Below are 22,370 nucleotides of genomic sequence, written 5' to 3' on the forward strand. Positions count from 1 at the left end.
GGCAGAGGCGGCTACCGCAGCAAGATATCGCGACATTTACGACTTTTTGCGCAGGATCGCAGAACTTCAGACCTCGGGGCGGAGCATCGGGGGGTTCAGCAGCGTGGCCCCCCCGGCCCGGAACAGCTGAGCGGGACGACCTCCCTGCCGGGTCGTGGTGCCGCCCGACGGAACGAGGAAGCCCGGCGTGCCAGTCACCTTGCGATGGAAATTACGGGGATCCAGCACGACACCCCACACCGCTTCATAGACCCGACGGAGCTCTCCGACCGTGAACTCCTGCGGGCAGAAGGCAGTGGCAAGCGAGGAGTACTCGATCTTGGATCGTGCCCGTTCCACCCCATCGGAGAGGATCCGCGCGTGGTCGAAGGCGAGAGGTGCGGCGAATTCTCCTGCCCTCGCCGTCCCGCTCTCCACACCGAGAAGGGCCTCCACGGGCGTCCAACGCGCACTCTTGGCGTCACCTCCCGCCCTCGGCGCGGGAAGATCCGGTGCCAGCGCCAGATGGGCCACGCTGACGACCCTCATCCGAGGGTCGCGTTCGGGGTCGCCGTAGGTGCCGAGCTGTTCCAGGTGAGCGCCATTGCCCGGCACCGGGGCAGGGGCGGTGGGATCCTGAGCGCAGAGGCCCGTCTCCTCGGCCAGCTCACGCGCCGCAGCGGCTCCGAGATCCTCGTCCGCCTTGACGAAGCCACCGGGCAGGGCCCAACTGCCCTGAAACGGGGTTTCGCCGCGTCGCACGACCAGCGCGCACAAGGCATGCCCCCGCACGGTGAGCACGACCAAGTCGACGGTGACAGCAAAGGGCGGGAAAGCCGACGGGTCGTAAGGCGACATGCCGCGATCATAGTCGTCTCTCTGACGATAAACACGTCACTCGTTACCTCCGATGCTCTTTCTTTCACCCGTCTCTCGTGCATGGGTGCCTCACATCCCTGGGCGTCCGGCGGGTGACCGCTCACGGCTACCTCGACCGTTCTCGTGAACGGCTCCGTCCCCCGGTCGCGAACGGTTCCCGTGTGTAGGCGATCCGGTGTATATGCGAGCCGGACGGCCGGGACCGCTCGGCTCCGGAGGCCAGGCGACGCACTGCCGGAGCACGTGTGGCATGGACTCCGCGACTGCCCGGTCCGCTGGCGCGTAGGGAGCCGCGCTCACTCCGACGACGCCCGGGGCCCGGCGCGCGCTCTCCTTTCCGGTTTCTGGCATGGAGGCTGCGCGCCCGATCCTGGCTCTTCTACGGACCACCGCCCGGACACAGCTGCCCCCGGGTGCCGGGCGTAGGGGTGTCGGGGCCACACCCGCGCTGCGCTCTCACCGCCCGCTTCGCGTGTCCCTTTTGCCATTGCGCCGGCCGGTGCGGCCTTCGCTCGCGGATGTACCCGGACGGGCGGTGCCGGTCGGTGCGTCGCGGCGGGTGCCCGGAGATTTCGGAGCCTTCACCGTCCGCTCTCCGGACTGTTTCCGAGGTGCGACCCGGCTGCTGCGTTCCTTCCGCAGACAATGCCGCAACACCTCGGGGTCGAGTCCTTCGTTGCAGGCCTGATGGAGCAAGCGGGCGAAGGTGTACTGCGGGTCAAGGCTCAGCGCCCGTGCCAGTGCGACCCGGGCACCCGGCTCGTCGCCGGTCGACCAGGCGACCCACCCCGCGAGGGTGAGCGGCGCCGCCGCGTATTCGGCATATGAGCCGACGCATCGCCTCGACAGTGCACGCCAGAGGCGCAGAACGGAGCCGGCAGCCGGGCCTTCCATCCATTCTGCTGCCCGGTCACGCGTCGTGCGGTCCTGGAGTCCGAGGAGGATCACGGCGGCCTCGTCGTCGGTCATGAGGTCGTCGTCCACCGCGTCGGACTTCTGCCAGCCCGCCGCCTGGGGTGTGCGCTCGATGCGGCGGACCATGCGCCGTGCGGCGTTCAGCGTCTCGGCGGCGACCTCGTCGCGGTCGGCTCCGGCCAGGATTCTCGGCACCAGGACTGCCGCGGCATCGTCCAGAGCCCGCTCCTGGGACACAGTGCGCGGCGGCTGCCAGGGGGCAAGTCTCGCTTCCATCTCTTCCAGCGATCCGCGCACCTGGATCCCCGCGTAGGCGGCTGCTGCAGCCATCACCGAAGTGCCCGGCAGGGTCAGCGGGCTCCCCTCGGGCGGGCAGCAGCGCGCATCCGGGCAGCAGTAGGACCAGAACCTGCCGTCCGAGATGCACAGCGCTTCAGGAACGGGGACATCGAGGGAGCCGCATGCCTTGCGCAGCTGCTGGGCGAAAGGGCGAAGCCGTTCCATGACGTCCGCGGATGTCTCTCCCGGTTTCGGATCCTGGCAGAGGAAGATGATGACCCCATCGGGCCGGGCCTGGCGACGTTCGCTTCCGCTGATCAGCCCCTCGGCCAGCTGCTCAGCTACCGGCTGCCATTCGTGCGACGACTCCGGGATGCCGACCCTGAGCCGACCGCCGAAGCGGCCCCGGTTGCCGTGCAGCGCCACCATCACCACCGAATTGGTGGGATGAAATCCCAGCAAGTAGGGCAGGGAGTCGGCAAGTTCGGCAGGGCCGCGCAGCGTGACCTGTTGCTGGGTGGATTCTGGACCGAAGGGTTCGTGATGCTTGCTCATGGCTCGAAGATCCCCTGATCGCATTGAACCCGCGACCCCTGTGGATAACTTTATCCACAGGTCACGTCCCTCATTCGCGCATTGTCGGTGCGATCGGGTTGCATGGAGGCATGACCAACTCAGACCGTTCCGACCTCAGAGCATCGGCCGATGCCGTCCTGGCCCGTCTCGTCGGCGACCCCACCGGGGCCGCCACGCTCCGGGAGGACCAGTGGACAGCCATCGAGGCCCTCGTCGCCGAGAAGCGGCGGGCCCTGGTCGTGCAGCGGACCGGCTGGGGCAAGTCCGCTGTCTACTTCGTGGCCACCTCCCTGCTCCGGGCACAGGGCAGCGGGCCCACTGTGATCGTCTCGCCATTGCTGGCGTTGATGCGTAACCAGGTGGAAGCCGCGGCGCAGGCCGGTATCCGCGCGCGGACCATCAATTCCTCCAATACGGAGGAGTGGGAAACGGTTCAGGCCGAAGTCGCCGCGGGTGAGGTAGATGTGCTGCTGGTCAGCCCCGAGCGGCTCAACAACCCGGACTTCCGTGACGAGGTGCTGCCAAAACTCTCCGCCGCCACCGGGCTGCTGGTGGTCGATGAGGCCCACTGCATCTCCGACTGGGGCCATGACTTCCGCCCCGACTACCGCCGGCTCCGCACCATGCTCGCCGATCTTCCGCCCGGTGTACCGGTACTTGCCACCACGGCCACCGCCAACGCCCGCGTCACCGCCGACGTCGCGGAGCAGCTCGGTACCGGCGCCGGAACCGATGCCCTCGTACTGCGAGGGCCCCTGGACCGCGAGAGCCTGAGTCTGGGTGTTGTTCAACTCCCCGACGCGGCACACCGCCTGGCCTGGCTCGCCGACCACATCGGTGAGCTGCCGGGCTCCGGCATCATCTACACCCTGACGGTCGCCGCGGCCGAGGAAGTAGCCGCCTATCTGCGCCAGCGCGGGCACACGGTCTCCTCGTACACCGGCAAGACCGAGAACGCGGATCGCCAGCAGGCGGAGGACGACCTGCTCGCCAATCGCGTCAAGGCCCTGGTCGCCACATCGGCGCTGGGCATGGGGTTCGACAAGCCCGATCTCGGGTTCGTGGTCCATATGGGCTCGCCCTCCTCCCCCATCGCTTACTACCAGCAGGTGGGCCGGGCCGGCCGCGGGGTGGAGCACGCGGAGGTCCTGCTGCTGCCCGGGAAGGAGGACGAGGCGATCTGGAAGTACTTCGCCTCGGTCGCCTTCCCACCCGAGCATCAAGTGCGCCGGACCCTCGAAGTACTCGCCCAGGCAGGACGGCCACTTTCGCTTCCGGCCATCGAGCCCCTTGTGGACCTCCGGCGCACACGGTTGGAAACCATGCTGAAGGTCCTTGATGTCGACGGTGCGGTGAACCGGGTGAAAGGCGGCTGGACGACTACGGGGGAGCCCTGGGTCTACGACGCCGAGCGCTATGCCTGGGTGGCCAAACAGCGAGCCTCTGAGCAACAGGCCATGCGTGACTACGCGACGACGAACGGTTGCCGCATGGAGTTCCTCCGACGTCAGTTGGACGACGAGGAAGCAGCACCCTGCGGGCGCTGCGACAACTGCGCAGGCGGCAGGTTCACCGCTGATGTGTCCGAGACGGCGCTGGAGCGGGCGCGTGGTGAATTGGGGCGGCCCGGGGTGGAGGTGGAGCCCCGGAAGATGTGGCCGACGGGGCTGGCAGCGGTCGGTGTCGAGCTCAAAGGCCGAATCGCGCAGGGGGAGAGAGCCTTTCCGGGGCGCGCGTTGGGCAGGCTCTCGGACATCGGATGGGGCAATAGGCTGCGCCCGATGCTCGCGCCGCAGGCACCTGACGGCCCGGTGCCGAGTGCGGTGGCCGACGCCGTGGTGACCGTGCTGGCCGACTGGGCCAAGGGCCCGGGTGGCTGGGCCTCGGGCGACGAGGACGCCCCGCCACGACCGGTCGGTGTGGTAACCGTCGCCTCGCAGAGTCGGCCCCAACTCGTCGAATCGCTAGGCAGGCACATCGCGGAGATCGGCCGGATGCAGATGCTCGGCCGGGTCGAATACGCCGGAGCCGTTCACGAGCGGATCCCGCCGAGCAACAGCGCCCAGCGGGTGCGCGCTCTGCATGCCGCGTTCACCGTGCCTGCTGATCTGGCCGCCGCACTCAGCGCAGCAGATGGTCCCGTGCTGCTCGTCGACGATCTCTCGGAAAGCGGCTGGACGCTCGCCGTGACGGCGCGGCTTCTCCGCCGGTCCGGAGCGAAGGGAGTGTTTCCCCTGGTCCTAGCAGTTCAGGGGTGACAATTGGCGTCATCCGAGGGCCGTTTGGGCAGGGATATGTGCGCCATACCCAAAGAATTCAGACAGCCGCAGCAATTGCTCGTTGCCGCCTGACCGTACGACAGCAAGAATTGGAGCTGCTCCCCGCACGGCTCGCCTGTGGTTCCAATGGGCTGTGCCCCGGTGCGCCTCACCCGACCCTGCCCGCACCATGGGCGCGTATGCGAAGGGAGGACCGTGACCTTCGGATTCGCTCCGTCCGCCGCCCTGACCGCCTCATCCACGTCCATGTCCGCCGACACCGCCAACCGCCTCGGCAGGCTCCTCGAACCCTCCGAATGGGCAGCCGCAGGAATACCTCTGCTGCGCAACCCCCGTGAGGTTGTCGGCGGCCTCCACTCCAGGCATCACCCCGCCCCATCGACCGCCGTCGTCGCCGTACTCGATCATGAGGAACGGCTCACTGCCAGTGCCTCGTTCGCCCGGCGCTCCACTCCTGCAGACGGGTGGGATTTCCGCAACGCACTGCTCGCGCATCTGCGTAGGGTCATCCCGCACGATCTCCGACGCCGCACTCCCGTTCGCACTGCCGTGCTGCTCTACTGCCGTGACGGTGACGAACGCTGGACGGAGGAGGACGGAGCATGGATGTGGGGGCTGCGTGACGCGTGCACACTGCATGGGTTGCGCTGCGGCGCCTACATCACACTCACTCACGGAGGCTGGCAGGTGCTGGGCGAAGGCCGTGGTGGCAGGCGGCCCAACTCCCTGTCCCGTCCTGTCGCCATCGCCGACACCGGAGGCGAATCCGAATCAACACCGTTGCGTGCGGGGGCTGCGGCCACTCTGAGCCGGGTCGCCGCTCGCTGACGGGCCTCCGCAGGAGGCAAATACGACCTTTGCCCGGCCCGCCCCCTACTGGGGACGGCCGGGCATTCGGACGTTCGGCTCAGACGCCTGCACCGAGCACGGAGTTGACGCGCTGCGGATCACCGCAGACGATCAGCAGCGTTCCCGCTCGCTCCCTGGCCTCGGGCAGCGCCCGGGCCACGGAATCATCGGTACCACCGTTGAGTGCCACGATCACGACGGGACGGGCCGAAGCCCGACCGGCGGCCGCGGCAGCTGCGTAGAAGACATCCTCCTGGGCGTCATGCTGGGCCCAGTAGGCGTCTTCGCCGAAGGACAGCTCGTGCGAAGCCCACGGGTGCTGTTCTCCAGTGGTGAGCACCAGGACGTCGCCCGGTGCGCGCCCGGTGTCGAGCAGCAGATCGACCGCCTCGTCGGCGGCGTCGAGTGCTCCGTCGACCGGTGCTGGGATCAACTGGATCTGCGGCGCGGACGTGGTGTCCGAAGTGGCCACGCTGGAGGTGTCCGGTCGCTTTTCCGATCGGGTCTCCGGCTGCTGGGCAGAGGATGTCCGCTGCGCAGGCGGCGCCGGAAGCGTCGGCCTGGCAGCGGGACGGGGCCCCGGGCGGGCGGGGCGAGGCACGGCCGCGGGGCGCGGACCGGGTACGGGACGGGGGTTCGGCGTAGCGCGGCCGGCGGCCGGAGCGACGCGGGGACCCTGGGCACTCTCGTGAATCTGAGGCTCCTCGGGGATGAGAGGCATGGATGGTTGTCTATCAAACGACGGCGCGCAAAGCACCACCGGGTGGGCACGTCAGTACGATTCGAGCAGAAGAGTTCTCCGCTGATCCACCGAAAATTCAGAATTCGAAGCCGAGTTGGCCCCCGTCTTCAAGTGCGACAGCTTCCGCGGAGAGACGGGTCTTCTTCAGGTGCCGCCACTGAGGCAGCCCGTCGAGATAGGACCAGGAGAGCCGGTGGTGCGGGGTGGGCCCCCGCTCCGCCAGCGCGGCCTTGTGCACGGGTGAGGGGTACCCCGCGTTGGCTTCGAAGGCGAAGCCGTCACAGACATCGGACTGAGCCGCAAGCTCGGCCATCATCGCGTCCCTGCGCACCTTGGCAATCACGGAGGCCGCCGCTACGGCGATGCAGGACTGGTCGCCCTTGATCACCGTACGGACCCGCCAGGGCAGACCGAGGTAGTCGTGCTTGCCATCGAGGATCACCGCGTCCGGGCGGGCCGGAAGCGCCTCGAGTGCGCGTATGGCGGAGAGCCTCAGTGCCGCCGTCATCCCGAGGTCATCGATCTCCTCCGGGGAGGCATGCCCCAGTGCATAGGCGGTGACCCATGACTCCAGCCGCCCCGCCAGGTCAGTGCGACGCTTGGGGCTGATGAGTTTGGAGTCGGTGAGTCCCGTCGGCGGGCGGCGAAGTCCGGTGACGGCGGCGCAGACGGTGACGGGGCCGGCCCAGGCCCCGCGTCCGACCTCGTCGACACCTGCGATGATCTTGGCGCCCGTGGTGGCGCGCAGCGAGCGCTCGACGGTGTGCGTGGGTGGTTCGTACGGCATGGCGCCAGCAAGCCTACGCCGCCGGACACCGCACGCGACACCCCCGGTGCCCCACCCGGTGTCATCCAGGGTGCGGGCGCAGCAGCGGCACCATCACATCGTCGACCATCCGGGCAAGATCATCATCCGGAAATTCACTTCCGCACACCTTGGACCGATACATCATCAACCCTGGGATCACATCGCAGATCAGCGTGCTCACAGCATCCGGGCGGACATCGCCCCTCTCAATCCCACGCAGCACTACGCCCTTGAAACGACGAGCGGACGGCTCGGCCACATGCTGCAGAATCAATTCATGGAAGCGCTCGGCTGCCGTGTTGTCGCATTCGTGAAGAACTGAGCGAAGTGCAAACCCAGGCTTGGAGAACATCGCGTCCCGTATCCGCCGACATAGCTGGAAGAGGTCATCGCGGACACTTCCGTAGTCGGTGTCCTCATCCAGATCCGGCAGACCGGCCCTCAGCGCGTCGGCGACCAGCTCCTCCTTCGAGGGCCAGCGCCGGTAGACGGCGGCCTTCCCCGTCTGAGCCTCGGCGGCGACCCCCTCCATGGTGAGACCACTCCAGCCGACCGTACTCAACTGCTCCAGAGCAGCATTCAGGATCGCCCGCTCCAGCACCGGCCCCCGGCGCCGCAGCGAGACACGCTGCACTCCGGAGTCCGCAGTCCGGCGCGAAGTAACCATCGGCTCCACTCCGTCAGTACCGGCTCGTACGCAATCACTTGATCAACACCCCCAGTGTCGCCGAAAAGCGGACCAGGGTCGACCTTCCCCTCCCACACCGGCTCTCGAACCAATACTAGTGAACGGTTGCGTTCTCTAAGTCGTGGTCGCTAATGTCACCACCGGGGGACGACTCAGTGCACCAACTCGCCCCAGGGGGAAGTTTCGTGTCTTCTGATCAAATAGATACGTCGCTGCACGACGTATCCGTTCCGGACTCCGGCCCACGGCCGGCACACCCGGGCATCGCACTCACCGTCATAGCCGCCTGTCAGCTCATGGTGGTGCTCGACGCCACCATCGTGAACATCGCTCTGCCTCACATCCAGACCGCGCTCGGTTTCTCCACCAGCGATCTCACCTGGGTGATCAACGCCTACGCGCTCACCTTCGGCGGGATGCTGCTGCTCGGTGGCCGGGCCGGGGATTTGCTGGGCCGCCGCCGGATGTTCATCACGGGCATTCTGCTCTTCACCCTCGCCTCCCTGCTCGGCGGTTTCGCCCAGGAGCCGTGGCAACTGCTCGCCGCGCGCGCTTTGCAGGGTGTCGGTGGCGCCATCGCGTCGCCCACCTCGCTCGCACTGGTCGCCACCACGTTTCCCGAAGGCCCTGAGCGCAACCGGGCATTCGGGGTGTTCGCCGGCGTCTCTGCAGGCGGTGGGGCGCTCGGACTCCTCGCGGGAGGCATGCTCACCGACTGGCTCGACTGGCGGTGGGTACTCTTCGTCAACGTCCCCATCGGGCTCTTCATCGCATTCCTCGCCCCGCGCTACATCAACGAGTCGGAACGCCACCCGGGCCGGTTCGACGTCACAGGCGCGGTAGCGTCGACCGCCGGCATGGCTGCTCTCGTGTACGGATTCATCCGCGCCGCGAAGGACGGCTGGAGCGACGACGTCACGCTGTGCTCCTTCGGTGCCGCTGTAGTGCTCCTCATCGTGTTCGTCGCTGTGGAGCGCCGATCGGCTCAGCCCATCACCCCTTTGCGGATGTTCGCCGACCGCAATCGTTCGGGCACCTACGTCATGATGCTCAGCCTGGCCGCCGCGATGTTCGGGATGTTCTTCTTCATCGTGCTGTTCGTGCAGAACGTGCTTCACTACAGCCCGATCAAGGCGGGCTTGGCCTTCCTGCCCGTGACCGTCGCCATCATCACCGGTGCCGGGCTCTCCACTCAGCTCCTGCCGAGGCTCGGTCCGAAGCCGTTCATGGTCACCGGCACTGTCTTCACCGCAATCGGCATGAGCTGGCTCACCCTGATCGACCCCGACAGCTCATATCTGGGCGGTCTTCTCGGCCCCATGGTGCTCTTCGGCTTCGGTATGGGTCTCAACTTCGTCACCCTGACGCTCACCGCCGTTTCCGGTGTCGCCGACAGAGAGTCCGGTGCGGCATCCGGCCTGCTCAACACCACCCAGCAGGTCGGAGGGGCCCTGGGACTCTCCATCCTCACGACCGTCTTCGGTACCGCCAGCCGCAATGAGGGGACGAAGCAGGCCGCGAAGTTCCTGGCCGACGGAACACCGCAGCAGAAGGCTGCCTTCGCCAGAACACACACACTGCCCGCTCCCTGGAGCGACGCGGTGCTCGCACATGGCATCGGCGTTTCTTTCATCGCCGCGGTCGCCCTGGTCGCGCTCGCAGTAGTCACCGCCGTTTTTGTCATCCAGGTCCGCAGGAGTGACCTCGAGGCACTCAGCGGCAAAGCCGGGGCCGCAGTCCCCGGCGCCTGAGTCAGAGCCCCGTCGCGTCCACCGTCCTACGACGGACGCGACGGGGCCCACTCCGGAAGCTCTTCGGTCCGCTCCAGCCATCCGGCGGGCACTGCGGCGCGGCCGCCTGCTGCCACCACGCCTCCGACGATCGCGCAGGTCGTGTCGACGTCACCGCCCACCTGGGCCGTCGTCCAGAAAGCCTGCTCGAAGTCACCGAGGCCACGGGCCGCCGACCACAGCGCGAACGGCACGGTGTCGTGCGCGCTCGTTCTGCGCCCGCAGCCCAGCACCGCAGCGACCGTGGCGGCGTCGTCGTAGTCGAGCATGTCCCTCGCCCGGCGCAGCCCCGCCCCGACGGCACTGCGCGGAACGAGCGCGATCACGCCGTCCAGCAGCCCTGTCGGAGTCGGCGGCCCTGTCGGGGCCGCCGCCAGGGCAGCCGCAGCAGCGACGGCCATGCTCCCCACCACCGCTTCACGGTGCTGGTGTGTGGTGTACGCCGAGATCTCGGCCTGATGCGTCGCCTGCTCCGGATCGTGCGCGTACCACGCGCCGAGCGGTGCGATCCGCATGGCCGCTCCGTTGCCCCACGATCCCTGACCGTTGAAGAGCGCACTGGCCAGCTCGCGCCAGTCGCCGCCCTCCCTGATCAATCGCAGCATCCGGTTGACCGCAGGGCCGTAACCGCGGTCGAAATCGTGCCGCTCGGCGAATGAGGCAGCCAGGGCGTCCTGGTCGACACGGCCGTGCGAAACCAGCACGGCCAACACGGAGCAGGCCATCTCGGTGTCATCCGTCCACTGCCAGATACCGGCCGGCAGTTCACGCCGGGCGAGGAGTGGGTAGTTGTCGGGGACGAAGAACTGGGAACCCAGGGCGTCTCCCACGGAGAGCCCGCGCAGGCTGGCCCGGGCGCGCCCGAATGAATCGGGGACAGACCCGGGAACGGGGTGGAATGCGGAGTCGGCGGTCATCGCGGTCCAACTCTAACCGGTGGCGCCGTACGACTCCGGGAGCCGCCAGTGCTCGAAGGGCCGGTCGAGGGTGTATCTGCCGTCCTCGGCCAGCAGAAGCGTCCGGGTCTCGTCGTTGCCCGGGTTGGCGAGCGCCTCGAATTCCGCCACCGACCAGTGGAACCAGCGCATACAGAAGAGCCGCATGGTCAGCCCGTGCGTCACGAGCAGGACGTTCGGCGGGTGATCAGGATCCTCGAAGCTGCGGTGCAGGCTTTCCAGGAAAGCTCCCACCCGGTCGTAGACATCCGCGCCGGACTCCCCCTGCGCGAAGCGGTAGAAGAAATGACCGTACGCATCGCGATACGACTTCTGCAGTCGCACATCGTCACGATCCTGCCAGTTTCCCCAGTCCTGCTCCCGCAGCCGCGGCTCCTCCCTGATCCGCACCTGATCAGAGTCGAGACCGAAGGCTCTGAACGTCTCGTGGGTGCGGCGGTAGGGCGAGACATACGTGCTCACCGCCTCCTGCCCGAACAGCTTGCGCAACCGGGCCCCGGTCTCCTTCGCCTGGTCCCAACCCGTCTCCGTGAGCTTCAGAGCGTGATCGGGCTCGCGTTCGTACACCGTGTCATCGGCATTGCCCTCCGACTCGCCGTGCCGGACGAGGACGATGCGTTGTGGTCGCGCCATGCCAAGACCCTAGATCGAATTCGAGCCGACTGCTCCAGGCACACCACAAGCAGGCTGTACATCACACGGTCCAGGAGGGTTCCAGCTGGACGACGTCCCCTGCCAGCGCCATGACATCGGCGTCGATCTGGGCACGCAACGAGAGCCGCTCCACCCGCTCGGGCCGGTACTTTCCGCGCTCGGCCGCCGACTGCCACATCGAGAGCACCAGGAACTCGTCACCGGGGGCCTGGCCGAACAGCCCGCGCAGCATCCCCGGGGACCCCGCCATCGCTGGGTTCCAGACCTTCTCCTGCATCAGCGCGAAGTGCTCTGCCCGGTCCGCGTGCACTCGGCAGTGCGCGACGCGGACCACATCGGCGTCCGCGAAGCGCGGCTCGAATCCGGTTTTCACGTCGAAGCGGTGGTCGAAGAGCTTGACCTGCACATTCTTGCGGGTCCCTGATTGCGCGGAAGCGAGACGGTCGTACGAACGCGCCATGAACGAGTCATAGAAAGGACGGCTTTCCCAGAAGGTAAAGATGTGGGCCACACCCTGCCGACCGCGGCTCCAGCCACCCCCCTGTCCCCGGAAGCCCGGTTCACCCAGCAACCCCGCCCACCTCCGCTGCCCCTGCTCGAACCCCCGAAGGTCCGTCACCGTGCAGCGAGTCCACTTGACCAGCACCGCGCCATCGTACGGCCAGGAGAGTGACGCCGGTCATGCTCGGACGAAGTGCATCGCGGCCAGTTCGGCAGAAGCCCTCCGGCCAGCTCAATTACGGTCATGTGGCCAAGAATCCGGTCAAGGTCGCCGCAAAAACTGTCAGCGCCCCGGCCGGCTCCCCGAGGACGAGGGCCCCGCCCCAGGTCTGTCTACTGGCTCAGCGCGGCCAGCCGTCTCGCGTCGGCAGCAGCCACATCGATCCCGAACTCCCCGGCGAGCACCCGCCCGAGGTCGTCGGAGGCAATCCTCCGTCGCTCCACCGTCCCATCGGCACAAACCGACGTCAGCTCATCCCGTACAAGCATCAGGCGAACTCCGGATCTTCGGCACTGCGCCACCACCTGCCCTACGAATTTCGACTGCGGATGCGTAGAGCTGTAGTGGTTCATGACCTCGAAGTCGCCCGGATACAGGACCTGGGGCGCAAACGCGTAGAGATCCGACCATCCCTCGGGGCGCAGCGCCCGCAGCACATGGATCCCGTCGTCCTCGAGGGCGATCCCGAAGGTCCAGCCGTCCTGAACCACCACCGCTCCGTCGCGCAGCGGTATGGGCTCCAGTACGCCCTGCGCGCCGAACCCCGCGTCCACGAGCCACTGCTCCCCGCCGATGGCGACGACGAGCAAGGCGTGTGTCACCGGAGTGATCGTCGCTCCCCGCGTACGGTTTCGCGCCCCGCGCGCGGTGACCTCGAACCCCAGGCGCTCCAGGGCTGCCGCCAGCAGGGAGTTCTGCTCGTAGCAGTAACCGCCACGCCGCCGCGCGACCAGTTTGTCCTGGATGCTCTTCGTATCCAGAGACACCGGCCGGCCGAGCGCCACATCCAGATTCTCGAACGGGATAGCGGCGACATGTGCCCGGTGCAGTGCCCGCAGTGTGCCGACTGCCGCGTCGGTCTCCCCCTGATGACCGATCCGAGTCAAGTACGCGTCCATATCCAGCTGTTCGCCGCTCCATGTCATGGAAACCAATGATCGTCACCCCGGCGTCGCGAACCAACCGGTTTCCGAACGCCCGGCACCGGCCGGGAACGGTCCGCTCCCAGCGGCTCAGTGCGCGGCGGCAGCCGTCCCGCGCGTCAACGGACCAAGGCCCCCCGCTATGAGCGCCCCTCACAGTCAACGCCGTGTACTGCGGCCCTCTTACGGGTGCGGAGCGCGGGCGCGAGCACTTCCAGGCCTCCAGGCACTCGCGTCGGCGTGGTTGCTCACCTCGGAGGCGGAAGGGTTCAGTGTCTCGAGTACGTCGCGCAGCAGGTCTATGCCCCGTCGAGAGACGCCCTCACTCTGCCCATGATCACGTGAGCCGGAACACTGGAAGCCCCGTACGTCACAGACGTCTCTGGAATTGGCGTTTCGGCCGGACAGCAGCGCTTCGCTACAGCCCGGAGTGGTATCTGTCGGACGGGCGGATTCATCGTCGGCACCCCGCGGCTCGGGGGCAACGCCGCGAATCGGAGCAGCGCCTCACTCCGGCCCGGCAAGCGCAGGAGCGGTGGAGCCCGCAATACGGCTCCACCGCTCCCGACCAGCTAGTTCATCTCCAGCAACCGACCGAAATCAGCTGCAGCCGCTGGTCGAACCGCACCCTTCACAGAGGTAGCAGCTGCCCGCACGGCGCATCTTCGTGCCGCAGGAGAAGCAGAGCGGTGCGTCGGCGTTCAGACCGAGCGTGATCTCCATCAGTTCGGTGGAGTTGTGCGCCTCCTTGGGCGCCGGAGCCGCGGTCACGGGCTCGGACTTCGAGGCGACCGGCTTCGGGGGCTCCACCTGCCGCGGAGCGGACTGCGACAGGCCCTCCACGTCCATCTCGTCGTCACCCGGCTCGTACGAACCGGTGTCCAGGTGACGCTGACGCTCCTTGGCCGAATGGATACCGAGCGCCGAGCGCGTCTCGAACGGCAGGAAGTCCAGCGCCAGGCGGCGGAAGATGTAGTCGACGATCGACTGCGCCATTCGCACATCGGGGTCGTCCGTCATACCGGCCGGCTCGAAGCGCATGTTGGTGAACTTCGAAACGTATGTCTCCAGCGGAACGCCGTACTGCATGCCGACCGAGACGGCGATCGAGAAGGCGTCCATCATGCCCGCCAGGGTGGAACCCTGCTTGGACATCTTCAGGAAGACCTCACCGAGACCGTCGTCCGGGTAAGAGTTGGCGGTCATGTAGCCCTCGGCGCCGCCCACCGTGAAGGAGGTGGTGATGCCGGGACGGCCCTTCGGAAGACGCTTGCGGACCGGCCGGTACTCGATGACCTTCTCGGTCTTCGGCTCCTCGACGACATCCTTCGTCTTGGCCGAGAGCGGCTGGCCTACCTTGGAGTTCTCGACATAGACGGCGAGCGCCTTGGTGCCGAGCTTCCAGCCCTGCAGGTAGATCTCCTCGACGTCCTCGACCGTGCTGGACGCGGGCATGTTGACCGTCTTGGAGATGGCGCCGGAGAGGAACGGCTGCGCCGCCGCCATCATCCGGACGTGGCCCATCGGCGCGATGGAACGCTCGCCCATGGCGCAGTCGAAGACCTCGTAGTGCTCCTGCTTGAGCCCGGGGGCGTCGACGACATTGCCGTGATCGGCGATGTGGGCGACGATCGCTTCCACCTGCTCGGGCTGGTAGCCCAGACGCTTCAGGGCCTTGGGGACCGTGTTGTTCACGATCTGCATCGAGCCACCGCCGACGAGCTTCTTGAACTTGACCAGGGCCAGGTCCGGCTCGACGCCCGTGGTGTCGCAGTCCATCATCAGGCCGATGGTGCCAGTCGGTGCGAGCACCGAGGCCTGCGCGTTACGGAAACCGTGCTTCTCGCCGAGGCGCAGAACGTCCTGCCATGCCTCAGTGGCCGCGGCCCAGACGGGGCTGTCCAGATCGTCGGTGCGGGTGGCGACCGCGTTCGCGTCGGAGTGCTGCTTCATGACGCGCTTGTGTGCGTCCGCGTTTCGTGCGTAGCCGTCGTAGGGACCGACGATCGCCGCCAGCTCCGCAGACCGCTTGTAGGAGGTGCCGGTCATCAGTGAGGTGATGGAACCCGCCAGCGCGCGTCCCCCGGCGCTGTCGTACGCGTGGCCGGTCGCCATGAGCAGAGCGCCGAGGTTGGCGTAGCCGATGCCGAGCTGGCGGAAGGCACGGGTGGTCTCGCCGATCTTCTCGGTGGGGAAGTCCGCGAAGCAGATGGAGATGTCCATCGCCGTGATGACCAGCTCGACGACCTTGGCGAAACGTTCGGCGTCGAAGGACTGGTTGCCCTTGTCGTCGTCACGCAGGAACTTCATCAGGTTGAGCGAGGCGAGATTGCACGACGAGTTGTCCAGGTGCATGTACTCGCTGCAGGGATTGGACGCCGTGATCCGGCCCGACTCCGGCGATGTGTGCCACCGGTTGATGATGTCGTCGTACTGGATCCCGGGGTCCGCACAGACATGCGCGGCCTCTGCCATCTTGCGGAAGAGCGCCTTGGCGTCGACCTCCTCGATGACCTCGCCCGACATGCGTGAGCGCAGACCGAACCTGGATCCGGACTCCACGGCGTTCATGAACTCGTCGTTCACCCGTACGGAGTTGTTGGCATTCTGGTACTGGACGGACGTGATGTCGTCCCCGCCCAGATCCATGTCGAAGCCAGCGTCCCGCAGTGCCCGGATCTTCTCCTCCTCCTTCACCTTGGTCTCGATGAAGGCCTCTACGTCAGGGTGGTCGACGTCCAGGACGACCATCTTGGCCGCACGGCGTGTGGCACCGCCGGACTTGATGGTGCCTGCGGAAGCGTCGGCGCCGCGCATGAAGGAAACCGGGCCGGAGGCGTTTCCTCCGGAGGAGAGCAGCTCCTTGGAGGAGCGGATGCGGGAGAGGTTCAGACCGGCACCGGAGCCGCCCTTGAAGATCATCCCCTCTTCCTTGTACCAGTCGAGGATGGACTCCATGGAGTCATCGACGGCGAGGATGAAACAGGCGCTGACCTGCTGCGGCTGCGTCGTGCCTACGTTGAACCAGACCGGCGAGTTGAAGCTGAACACCTGGTGCAGCAGGGCATAGGTCAGCTCGTGGTCGAAGAGCTCGGCGTCCGCCGGGGACCCGAAGTACCCGTTCTCCTCGCCCGCCTTGCGGTAAGTCCTCACCACACGGTCGATGAGCTGCTTGAGGCTGTTCTCGCGGTTGTCCGCGCCGACTGCGCCGCGGAAGTACTTACTGGTGACGATGTTGACCGCGTTCACCGACCAGAAGTCGGGGAACTCGACGCCGCGCTGCTCGAAGTTGACCGAGCCGTCGCGCCAGTTGGTCATGACGACATCACGGCGTTCCCAGGCGACCTCGTCGTACGGATGCACGCCGGGAGTGGTGTGGATGCGCTCGACGCGCAGCCCCTGCCGATTGGCGGCCGCCTTGGATCCCTTGGCTCGGGAACCTCGTGCCGGACCGCTTGCCGTCTCTGTCATGCCGCCTCCCATATGCGGGCTAGAACGCCCAAAAGTGCCCAGTTCTTCCCGTGGCACGGTGTGTGTCTGACGCCTGCGGCACGGGGAGCGCCACAGGCAGGTCCATGACCGCCGACCCCGCAGGGATCAGTCGGTAGCAGCGGTGGGCACGGGGACCGCAGGGGCCCCTCCGCACTCACATTCCGCCGCGGGCGGCTGCCCCTCGCGGAGCTCCGCGATGGCTGCCTCGAAATCCTCGAGCGAGTCGAAAGCCCGGTAGACGGACGCGAAACGCAGGTACGCGACGAGGTCGAGCTCCTGCAGCGGGCCGAGCATGGCCAGCCCCACGTCGTGGGTGGTCAGCTCGGCACTCCCGGTGGCACGCAGCGCCTCCTCGACCCGTTGGCCGAGCTTGGCGAGGGCGTCCTCGGTGACCGGCCGCCCCTGGCATGCCTTACGCACACCGGAGATGACCTTCGTACGGCTGAATGGTTCGGTGACCCCACTCCGCTTGATCACCATCAGCGCGGCGGTCTCCACCGTCGTGAATCGACGGGAGCAGTCGGGGCACTGACGGCGCCGGCGGATCGACGTGCCGTCGTCGGTGGTGCGGCTGTCGACCACACGGCTGTCAGGGTGCCTGCAGAAGGGGCAGTGCATGTTTCCGAGCCTCCTTCGCAGCACGACTGAATAGCCTCGGCAAGGCCCGGAAAGGGCCCCTCGAAGCAGTCCCAAGCATAGGCGATGGCCGAGGCCTTGAAGGACCAGGGACCACTACTTCTGGGTGGTTGATGCAATCCAACCACTAGATCTGGGGTTTGGCTCCATTTTCACCGGAGCGCGTGTCGCGCCGTCGCCACCCCCGGCGGACCGGGCCGAGCGTACGGCAGGCGCGTCGCCACCGGAATTCCGGGCCCCGCAGTGACAGAGTGAAAAACACCCGCGACTCTCCGCACCGGCCACACCCGGGACGCGACGCGGCAATGAAGCCCGGTACCGTAATCGACCGAATTGCCATACACGTCCGAGCTCCGCTCCTACACCCGACCATGCGCTCAGGTGAAGCATTTTGCAGTTTTTCACTCGAACGTGTGTTTGGCGCAACCTTTCGAAAGCCACTACCGTTGTCCAACCAGGGAGAGAACTTCTCGAGAGGGGCCGACGTGACCACGACCGCAGACGATGCCATCATCACTGCCCAGGACCGCTCCCAGAACCGACTCGAGCCGGTGCATGCGATGAACGACACCACGGATCCCGAGGGCTCGGTGCCCTCCCGACCTGCTCGCTCGCTGCCCGGCCGACCTCCTGGAATCCGGGCGGACAGTTCTGGACTGACGGATCGACAGCGACGGGTCATCGAGGTGATCAGGGACTCCGTGCAGCGTCGCGGATACCCGCCGTCGATGCGGGAGATCGGTCAGGCGGTGGGGCTGTCGAGCACGTCGTCCGTCGCCCATCAGCTGATGGCGCTGGAGCGCAAGGGGTTCCTTCGCCGGGACCCGCACCGTCCGCGGGCGTACGAGGTCCGAGGCTCCGACCAGCCGAGCACGCAGACCACCGACACCACGGGCAAGCCGGCCGCTTCCTACGTGCCGCTCGTCGGCCGGATCGCTGCGGGTGGCCCCATCCTGGCCGAGGAGTCCGTCGAGGATGTCTTCCCCCTCCCCCGCCAGTTGGTGGGAGACGGTGAGCTCTTCGTCCTCAAGGTGGTCGGCGACTCGATGATCGAGGCCGCCATCTGTGATGGCGACTGGGTCACCGTCCGCCGTCAGCCCGTCGCGGAGAACGGCGACATCGTGGCAGCCATGCTGGAGGGCGAAGCCACCGTCAAGCGCTTCAAGCGCGAGGACGGGCATGTGTGGCTGCTCCCCCACAACTCCGCGTACCAGCCGATTCCGGGCGACGAAGCGACCATCCTCGGCAAGGTGGTGGCCGTGCTTCGACGGGTGTGACCACTCCGTCGGCCCATGAGCCGGGCCCCGGAACCTACTGCGCCGGTTCCGGGGCCCTGTTGCGCCAAAACGGCACAACGCTACTTCCCGTCCGCCTTCGCCGCACCGTCGATAGCCGCGAGTGAACGCCGTACCTGATTGCGGTCCGTGGTGAACCAGAAGTCCGGCATCGACGAACGCAGATAACTGCCGTAGCGAGCTGTGGCAAGCCTGGGGTCGAGCACCGCGACGACTCCCCGGTCACCCATCGCACGCACCAGCCGACCGGCCCCCTGAGCCATCAGCAGAGCAGCATGGGTGGCAGCGACGGCCATGAACCCGTTGCCTCCGTGCTCCTCGACCGCCTTCTGCCGTGCGCTCATCAGCGGGTCATCGGGGCGGGGGAACGGGATACGGTCCATCACCACCAGCTGACAGCTCGGCCCCGGGACATCAACCCCCTGCCACAGCGAGAGCGTGCCGAAGAGACAGGTCTCCGGGTCCGCCGCGAAGTTCTTGATCAGCTCACCAAGGGTCTCCTCGCCCTGGAGGAGGACCGGCTTGTCGAGCCTGCCACGCAGTTCCTCGGCAGCGGCCTGGGCCGCCCGCATGGACGAGAACAGCCCCAGGGTGCGCCCGCCGGACGCTTCGACCAGCTCGGCGAGCTCATCCAGCATGTCGTCACGGGAGCCCTCACGACCGGGTGGGGCGAGATGCTTGGCGACATACAGAATGCCTTGCTTGGCGTAGTCGAAGGGCGAGCCGACATCGAGCCCCTTCCACGGCGGAAGGTCCTCTCCTTCGGTCCCTTCGGGTGCGAGCCCGAGGGAGGCTCCCACCCCGTTGAAATCGCCGCCGATCTTCAAGGTGGCCGAGGTGAGAACCACCGAGCGGTCTGCGAAGAGCTTCTCGCGGAGCAGCCCTGACACGGAAAGCGGGGCCACTCGCAGCGACGCACCGAAGCGGTCATGGCGTTCGTACCAGATGACGTCGTACTCGGAATCCAGCGTGATCCGCTCGGCGACATCATGGATGGACTCCACGGACGCCAGGGCCTGCTTGCGCACGACGTCCTCATCCTGAACGGATTTGTCGCGAGTGGAGCCAAGCGCCGAGATCACCGTGCGGGACGCGTCGCGCAGGGCCATCAGGGCATACCCGAGATCCTCCGGGATCTTTTCGAGGCGGCCCGGCAGGGCAAGCTCCATCACCCGCTCGAACGTCTCGGCAGCGGTCTGCAGGGCGTCCGCCGCCTTTTCGTTGACGAGCTTCGCGGCACGGCGCACGGCCCGGGTCACCTGACCGGGGGTGAGCTCGCCCGTGGCCACCCCGGTGACCCGGGAGACCAGCTCATGCGCCTCGTCCACGATCAGCACCTCGTGCTGAGGCAACACCGGCGCGCCTTCGATCGCGTCGATCGCGAGAAGGGCGTGATTGGTGACAACCACATCCGCGAGTTTGGCCCGCTCACGAGCAGCTTCCGCGAAGCACTCGGCGCCGTACGCGCACTTGCTCGCCCCCAGGCATTCACGGGAGGAGACAGAGATCTGCCCCCAGGCCCGGTCGGAGACACCGGGGGTGAGGTCGTCGCGGTCGCCCGTCTCCGTCTCATCGGCCCAGTCCCGCATGCGCAGCAGGTCCTGGCCGAGTCTGCTGGTGGGCGCAGCGGCTTCGAACTGATCGAAAAGCCCGTCTTCCTCCTCCTGCGGCACGCCCTCGTGGAGGCGGTGGAGACAGAGGTAGTTGGACCGCCCCTTGAGCATCGCGAACTGCGGCCGCCTGCGCAGCAGCGGCCTCAGGGCCTCGACCGTACGCGGGAGGTCGCGCTCCACCAGCTGACGCTGAAGCGCGAGGGTCGCGGTGGCGACGACAACACGCTCGCCATGCGCCAGGGCGGGCACGAGATAGCCGAGGGACTTGCCGGTGCCGGTGCCGGCCTGGACCAGCAGATGCGCGTTGTCGTCCACCGCATCGGCGACAGCGTTGGCCATGGTGACCTGGCCGGACCGCTCCGTACCGCCCACGGCGGTGACAGCAGCGTGCAGGAGCTCGGGGAGGGAGGGCTTCGTCATAGCGAGACCACCCTACGGCGGACCACTGACATCGATTCGCGTAGCTGGGTTCCGGTGGCCGTGACTCTCCGGCCGACCGGCTCCCTGCTGAGCTGCCCGCCGGCTGTTCCGTCCGGCTGCCGGAGTCCGTTCAACCGGGATCACACCTGGTGCAGAGGGTTGCCCACAGAGCCGTGCACCGCGGCGTGCGGACGGTTCGGGCGGTCCCGGTAGCCGTCGAGGTGGAGGCGGTTACGGTTCAGACAGAGCCGTTCGATCCGGGGTGTGAGCAGGTCGAACATCTCGTAGCGCTCCTTGAGCTCAGGGAAGCGGGCGTGATGGCGCAGGATCTCATTACGGACAAGTAACCAGAAATCGGCCTCAGGAACCCCCAGCTGATCTTCGCAGAGCGGCGCCAGGAAGCGGAAGACGCCAACGAAGAGACCGGAATGGATGAACTGGGTGAGAAAGGCGGGTTCCTCGGTCAGCAGGACCTCTCGTACCTCGTCCGGCATGGATTCGTGCTCAGGCAGGAACCCCGCACTGACATTGACGTCGTCGACGAAGTCCTTGATCGCGAGCCGTACGGGCACGTCGTGGTCGTCGAAGACGACGATGGCGTTCTCCCCGTGCGGCGAGAAAACCGTGCCGTAGCGATAGAGGAAGCGCAGCAGCGGGGGCAGCAGGGCCGCGAACAGCCGGCGCAGCCATGCGGTGGGGTCCATCCCGGAACGGCTGACCAGTTCCGCGGTGAAAGAGCGCCCTCGCAGGTCGGTGTGCAGGAGCGAGGCCAGAGTGCGCGCCCCCTCACCAGGGGCGAGCCTGCCGTCCAGCGGCTCGCGCCAGATCGCGCCGAGAAGTTCCCGGTACTGATAGGGGACCTCGGGGAGGTGGTCGTAGAGGGGATGCTCGACCGAGACCGACGCGACCTCACCGAGGAGAATGACCCCGCATTCGTCGCGGAGGAACTCGTCGTTGTCACGCAGCTCCTGGACCCAGGTGGTGACCGCGGGCGCGGCCAGGGTGCGCTCGGTCGGCAGACCGCGCCAGACGAGTGTGTTGAGGATCGACAGCGGCAGCTTGACGGTGTGCCTGTCGGGCCGGTCCCGGTTGAGGAAGGTACGGATCGACTGCTGGGGCAGCCGCGGATCGTCGTCGGCGTGCAAGGGCACGATCTCGCTGTGCGCGATGGCCGGGGCGAAGAGGGGCAGGATCACTTCGTCCCACTGCCACGGGTGCACGGGCAGATACAGGTAGCTGCTCGGATCCAGACCGCGGGCGGTCAGGATGGCGGCGAACGACTCTCGGGTGGAGGCCTCGAGCTCACGCCGGTAGAGCCTGTCGGGCGTGCCGAGTCCGGTCACTCCACGGTAGCTGGCCAGCCTGTTGCTCACCGCGATCCACGGAAGGCGCGCGGGGTTGCGGGACTCGGGCGTCCAGCGGGCGGCGTCACCTGCGGAGAAGCCGATGCGTCCCTTGTTGAGTACCAACCAGGGATGCCCGGTCTGGTGGCCCTCGAGCCGCGCATAGTCGAGGTCGGCGAGGTCGGCGGCGGAAAGCGCCGTGTGGTCGATGCGGGCGTCTGCCGCGAGGGTGGTGGTGAGTTCTCTGACCAGGTGGCCGAGGGTGGCGCCGTCGAGTGCGAGCAGTCGCCGGGCGCGGACAAGGAAGCGGAGCGGGTCGCTGAATGGCTGCCCTTCGAGCTCGATGGTGTCCTCGTCCACGTGCCAGTGGTCGTACGCGCCGCGCCGGGCCCGGAAGGTGAGCGGCAGATCGTCGTCGAGAGTGAGCAGGTAGCCGCCGCCGGCCTGGGCAACGGGTTCGACGATTTCCTCGTACGCGAACTCGCCGACCATCTTGGCAAGGAGACGCCGTGCTGCTCGGTCCCAGACCTCAG

The 22,370-nt window shown here is 67.3% G+C and carries 17 protein-coding genes; 4 read left to right on the forward strand and 13 right to left on the reverse strand.

Annotation, left to right across the window (positions count from 1 at the left end; translation table 11 throughout):
- Positions 1-66: 66 nt before the first annotated feature.
- Positions 67-837, reverse strand: coding sequence for an NUDIX hydrolase (locus OHS16_RS06845; RefSeq protein ID WP_328536280.1), 771 nt, complete (start codon positions 835-837; stop codon positions 67-69).
- Between the two features lie 477 nt (positions 838-1,314).
- Positions 1,315-2,607, reverse strand: coding sequence for a DUF4192 domain-containing protein (locus tag OHS16_RS06850; RefSeq protein ID WP_328536281.1), 1,293 nt, complete (start codon positions 2,605-2,607; stop codon positions 1,315-1,317).
- Between the two features lie 110 nt (positions 2,608-2,717).
- Between OHS16_RS06850 and OHS16_RS06855 the strand changes: the two genes are divergently transcribed.
- Together OHS16_RS06855 and OHS16_RS06860 are read left to right on the forward strand one after the other, a co-directional pair.
- On the forward strand, positions 2,718-4,886 hold the full coding sequence (locus tag OHS16_RS06855) for a RecQ family ATP-dependent DNA helicase (RefSeq protein WP_328536282.1): 2,169 nt from the start codon (positions 2,718-2,720) through the stop codon (positions 4,884-4,886).
- A 216-nt stretch (positions 4,887-5,102) separates the two neighbouring features.
- Positions 5,103-5,735: a hypothetical protein gene (locus OHS16_RS06860; RefSeq protein WP_328536283.1), complete on the forward strand. Its 633-nt coding sequence runs from the start codon at positions 5,103-5,105 to the stop codon at positions 5,733-5,735.
- A gap of 79 nt (positions 5,736-5,814) precedes the next feature.
- Here OHS16_RS06860 and OHS16_RS06865 read toward each other — a convergent pair whose 3' ends face one another.
- The 3 genes from OHS16_RS06865 to OHS16_RS06875 all read right to left on the reverse strand — a co-directional run bounded on the left by OHS16_RS06865 (position 5,815) and on the right by OHS16_RS06875 (position 7,973).
- Positions 5,815-6,477 carry a hypothetical protein gene (locus OHS16_RS06865; protein ID WP_328536284.1) on the reverse strand — a complete coding sequence of 221 codons (663 nt, stop codon included), beginning with the start codon at positions 6,475-6,477 and terminating at the stop codon, positions 5,815-5,817.
- A gap of 97 nt (positions 6,478-6,574) precedes the next feature.
- Positions 6,575-7,285: a ribonuclease HII gene (locus tag OHS16_RS06870; RefSeq protein ID WP_328536285.1), complete on the reverse strand. Its 711-nt coding sequence runs from the start codon at positions 7,283-7,285 to the stop codon at positions 6,575-6,577.
- A gap of 61 nt (positions 7,286-7,346) precedes the next feature.
- Complete coding sequence (locus tag OHS16_RS06875) at positions 7,347-7,973, reverse strand: TetR/AcrR family transcriptional regulator (RefSeq protein WP_328536286.1); 627 nt, start codon at positions 7,971-7,973, stop codon at positions 7,347-7,349.
- A gap of 221 nt (positions 7,974-8,194) precedes the next feature.
- Here OHS16_RS06875 and OHS16_RS06880 point away from each other — a divergent pair, with 221 nt between their 5' ends.
- Complete coding sequence (locus OHS16_RS06880) at positions 8,195-9,745, forward strand: MFS transporter (RefSeq protein WP_443042751.1); 1,551 nt, start codon at positions 8,195-8,197, stop codon at positions 9,743-9,745.
- Between the two features lie 26 nt (positions 9,746-9,771).
- Here the strand turns inward: OHS16_RS06880 and OHS16_RS06885 are convergent, their stop codons facing one another.
- The 6 genes from OHS16_RS06885 to nrdR form a co-directional block, all read right to left on the reverse strand.
- Entirely contained in the window at positions 9,772-10,701 is a 930-nt protein-coding gene (locus OHS16_RS06885; RefSeq protein ID WP_328536287.1) for an ADP-ribosylglycohydrolase family protein, read from the reverse strand.
- Between the two features lie 12 nt (positions 10,702-10,713).
- On the reverse strand, positions 10,714-11,373 hold the full coding sequence (locus OHS16_RS06890) for a histidine phosphatase family protein (RefSeq protein WP_328536288.1): 660 nt from the start codon (positions 11,371-11,373) through the stop codon (positions 10,714-10,716).
- 61 nt (positions 11,374-11,434) lie between these two features.
- Positions 11,435-12,040, reverse strand: a complete 606-nt coding sequence (locus OHS16_RS06895) for a YdbC family protein (protein ID WP_328536289.1) — start codon at positions 12,038-12,040, stop codon at positions 11,435-11,437.
- Positions 12,041-12,228: 188 nt separating this feature from the next.
- Positions 12,229-13,041, reverse strand: a complete 813-nt coding sequence (locus tag OHS16_RS06900) for an arylamine N-acetyltransferase family protein (protein ID WP_328536290.1) — start codon at positions 13,039-13,041, stop codon at positions 12,229-12,231.
- A gap of 597 nt (positions 13,042-13,638) precedes the next feature.
- The gene (locus tag OHS16_RS06905; protein ID WP_328536291.1) at positions 13,639-16,509 is read right to left on the reverse strand and encodes a vitamin B12-dependent ribonucleotide reductase; all 2,871 of its coding nucleotides are present in this window, start codon (positions 16,507-16,509) and stop codon (positions 13,639-13,641) included.
- 126 nt (positions 16,510-16,635) lie between these two features.
- The gene (nrdR, locus tag OHS16_RS06910) at positions 16,636-17,148 is read right to left on the reverse strand and encodes a transcriptional regulator NrdR (protein ID WP_328536292.1); all 513 of its coding nucleotides are present in this window, start codon (positions 17,146-17,148) and stop codon (positions 16,636-16,638) included.
- Positions 17,149-17,651: 503 nt separating this feature from the next.
- Between nrdR and lexA the strand changes: the two genes are divergently transcribed.
- Entirely contained in the window at positions 17,652-18,443 is a 792-nt protein-coding gene (lexA, locus tag OHS16_RS06915) for a transcriptional repressor LexA (RefSeq protein ID WP_328536293.1), read from the forward strand.
- An 80-nt stretch (positions 18,444-18,523) separates the two neighbouring features.
- Here lexA and OHS16_RS06920 read toward each other — a convergent pair whose 3' ends face one another.
- Together OHS16_RS06920 and OHS16_RS06925 are read right to left on the reverse strand one after the other, a co-directional pair.
- Positions 18,524-20,494, reverse strand: a complete 1,971-nt coding sequence (locus OHS16_RS06920; protein ID WP_328536294.1) for an ATP-dependent DNA helicase — start codon at positions 20,492-20,494, stop codon at positions 18,524-18,526.
- A gap of 140 nt (positions 20,495-20,634) precedes the next feature.
- Positions 20,635-22,329: an IucA/IucC family protein gene (locus OHS16_RS06925; RefSeq protein WP_328536295.1), complete on the reverse strand. Its 1,695-nt coding sequence runs from the start codon at positions 22,327-22,329 to the stop codon at positions 20,635-20,637.
- Positions 22,330-22,370 lie beyond the last annotated feature (41 nt).

Origin of the sequence: Streptomyces sp. NBC_00344, assembly GCF_036088315.1 — a bacterium.
Taxonomy (GTDB): domain Bacteria; phylum Actinomycetota; class Actinomycetes; order Streptomycetales; family Streptomycetaceae; genus Streptomyces.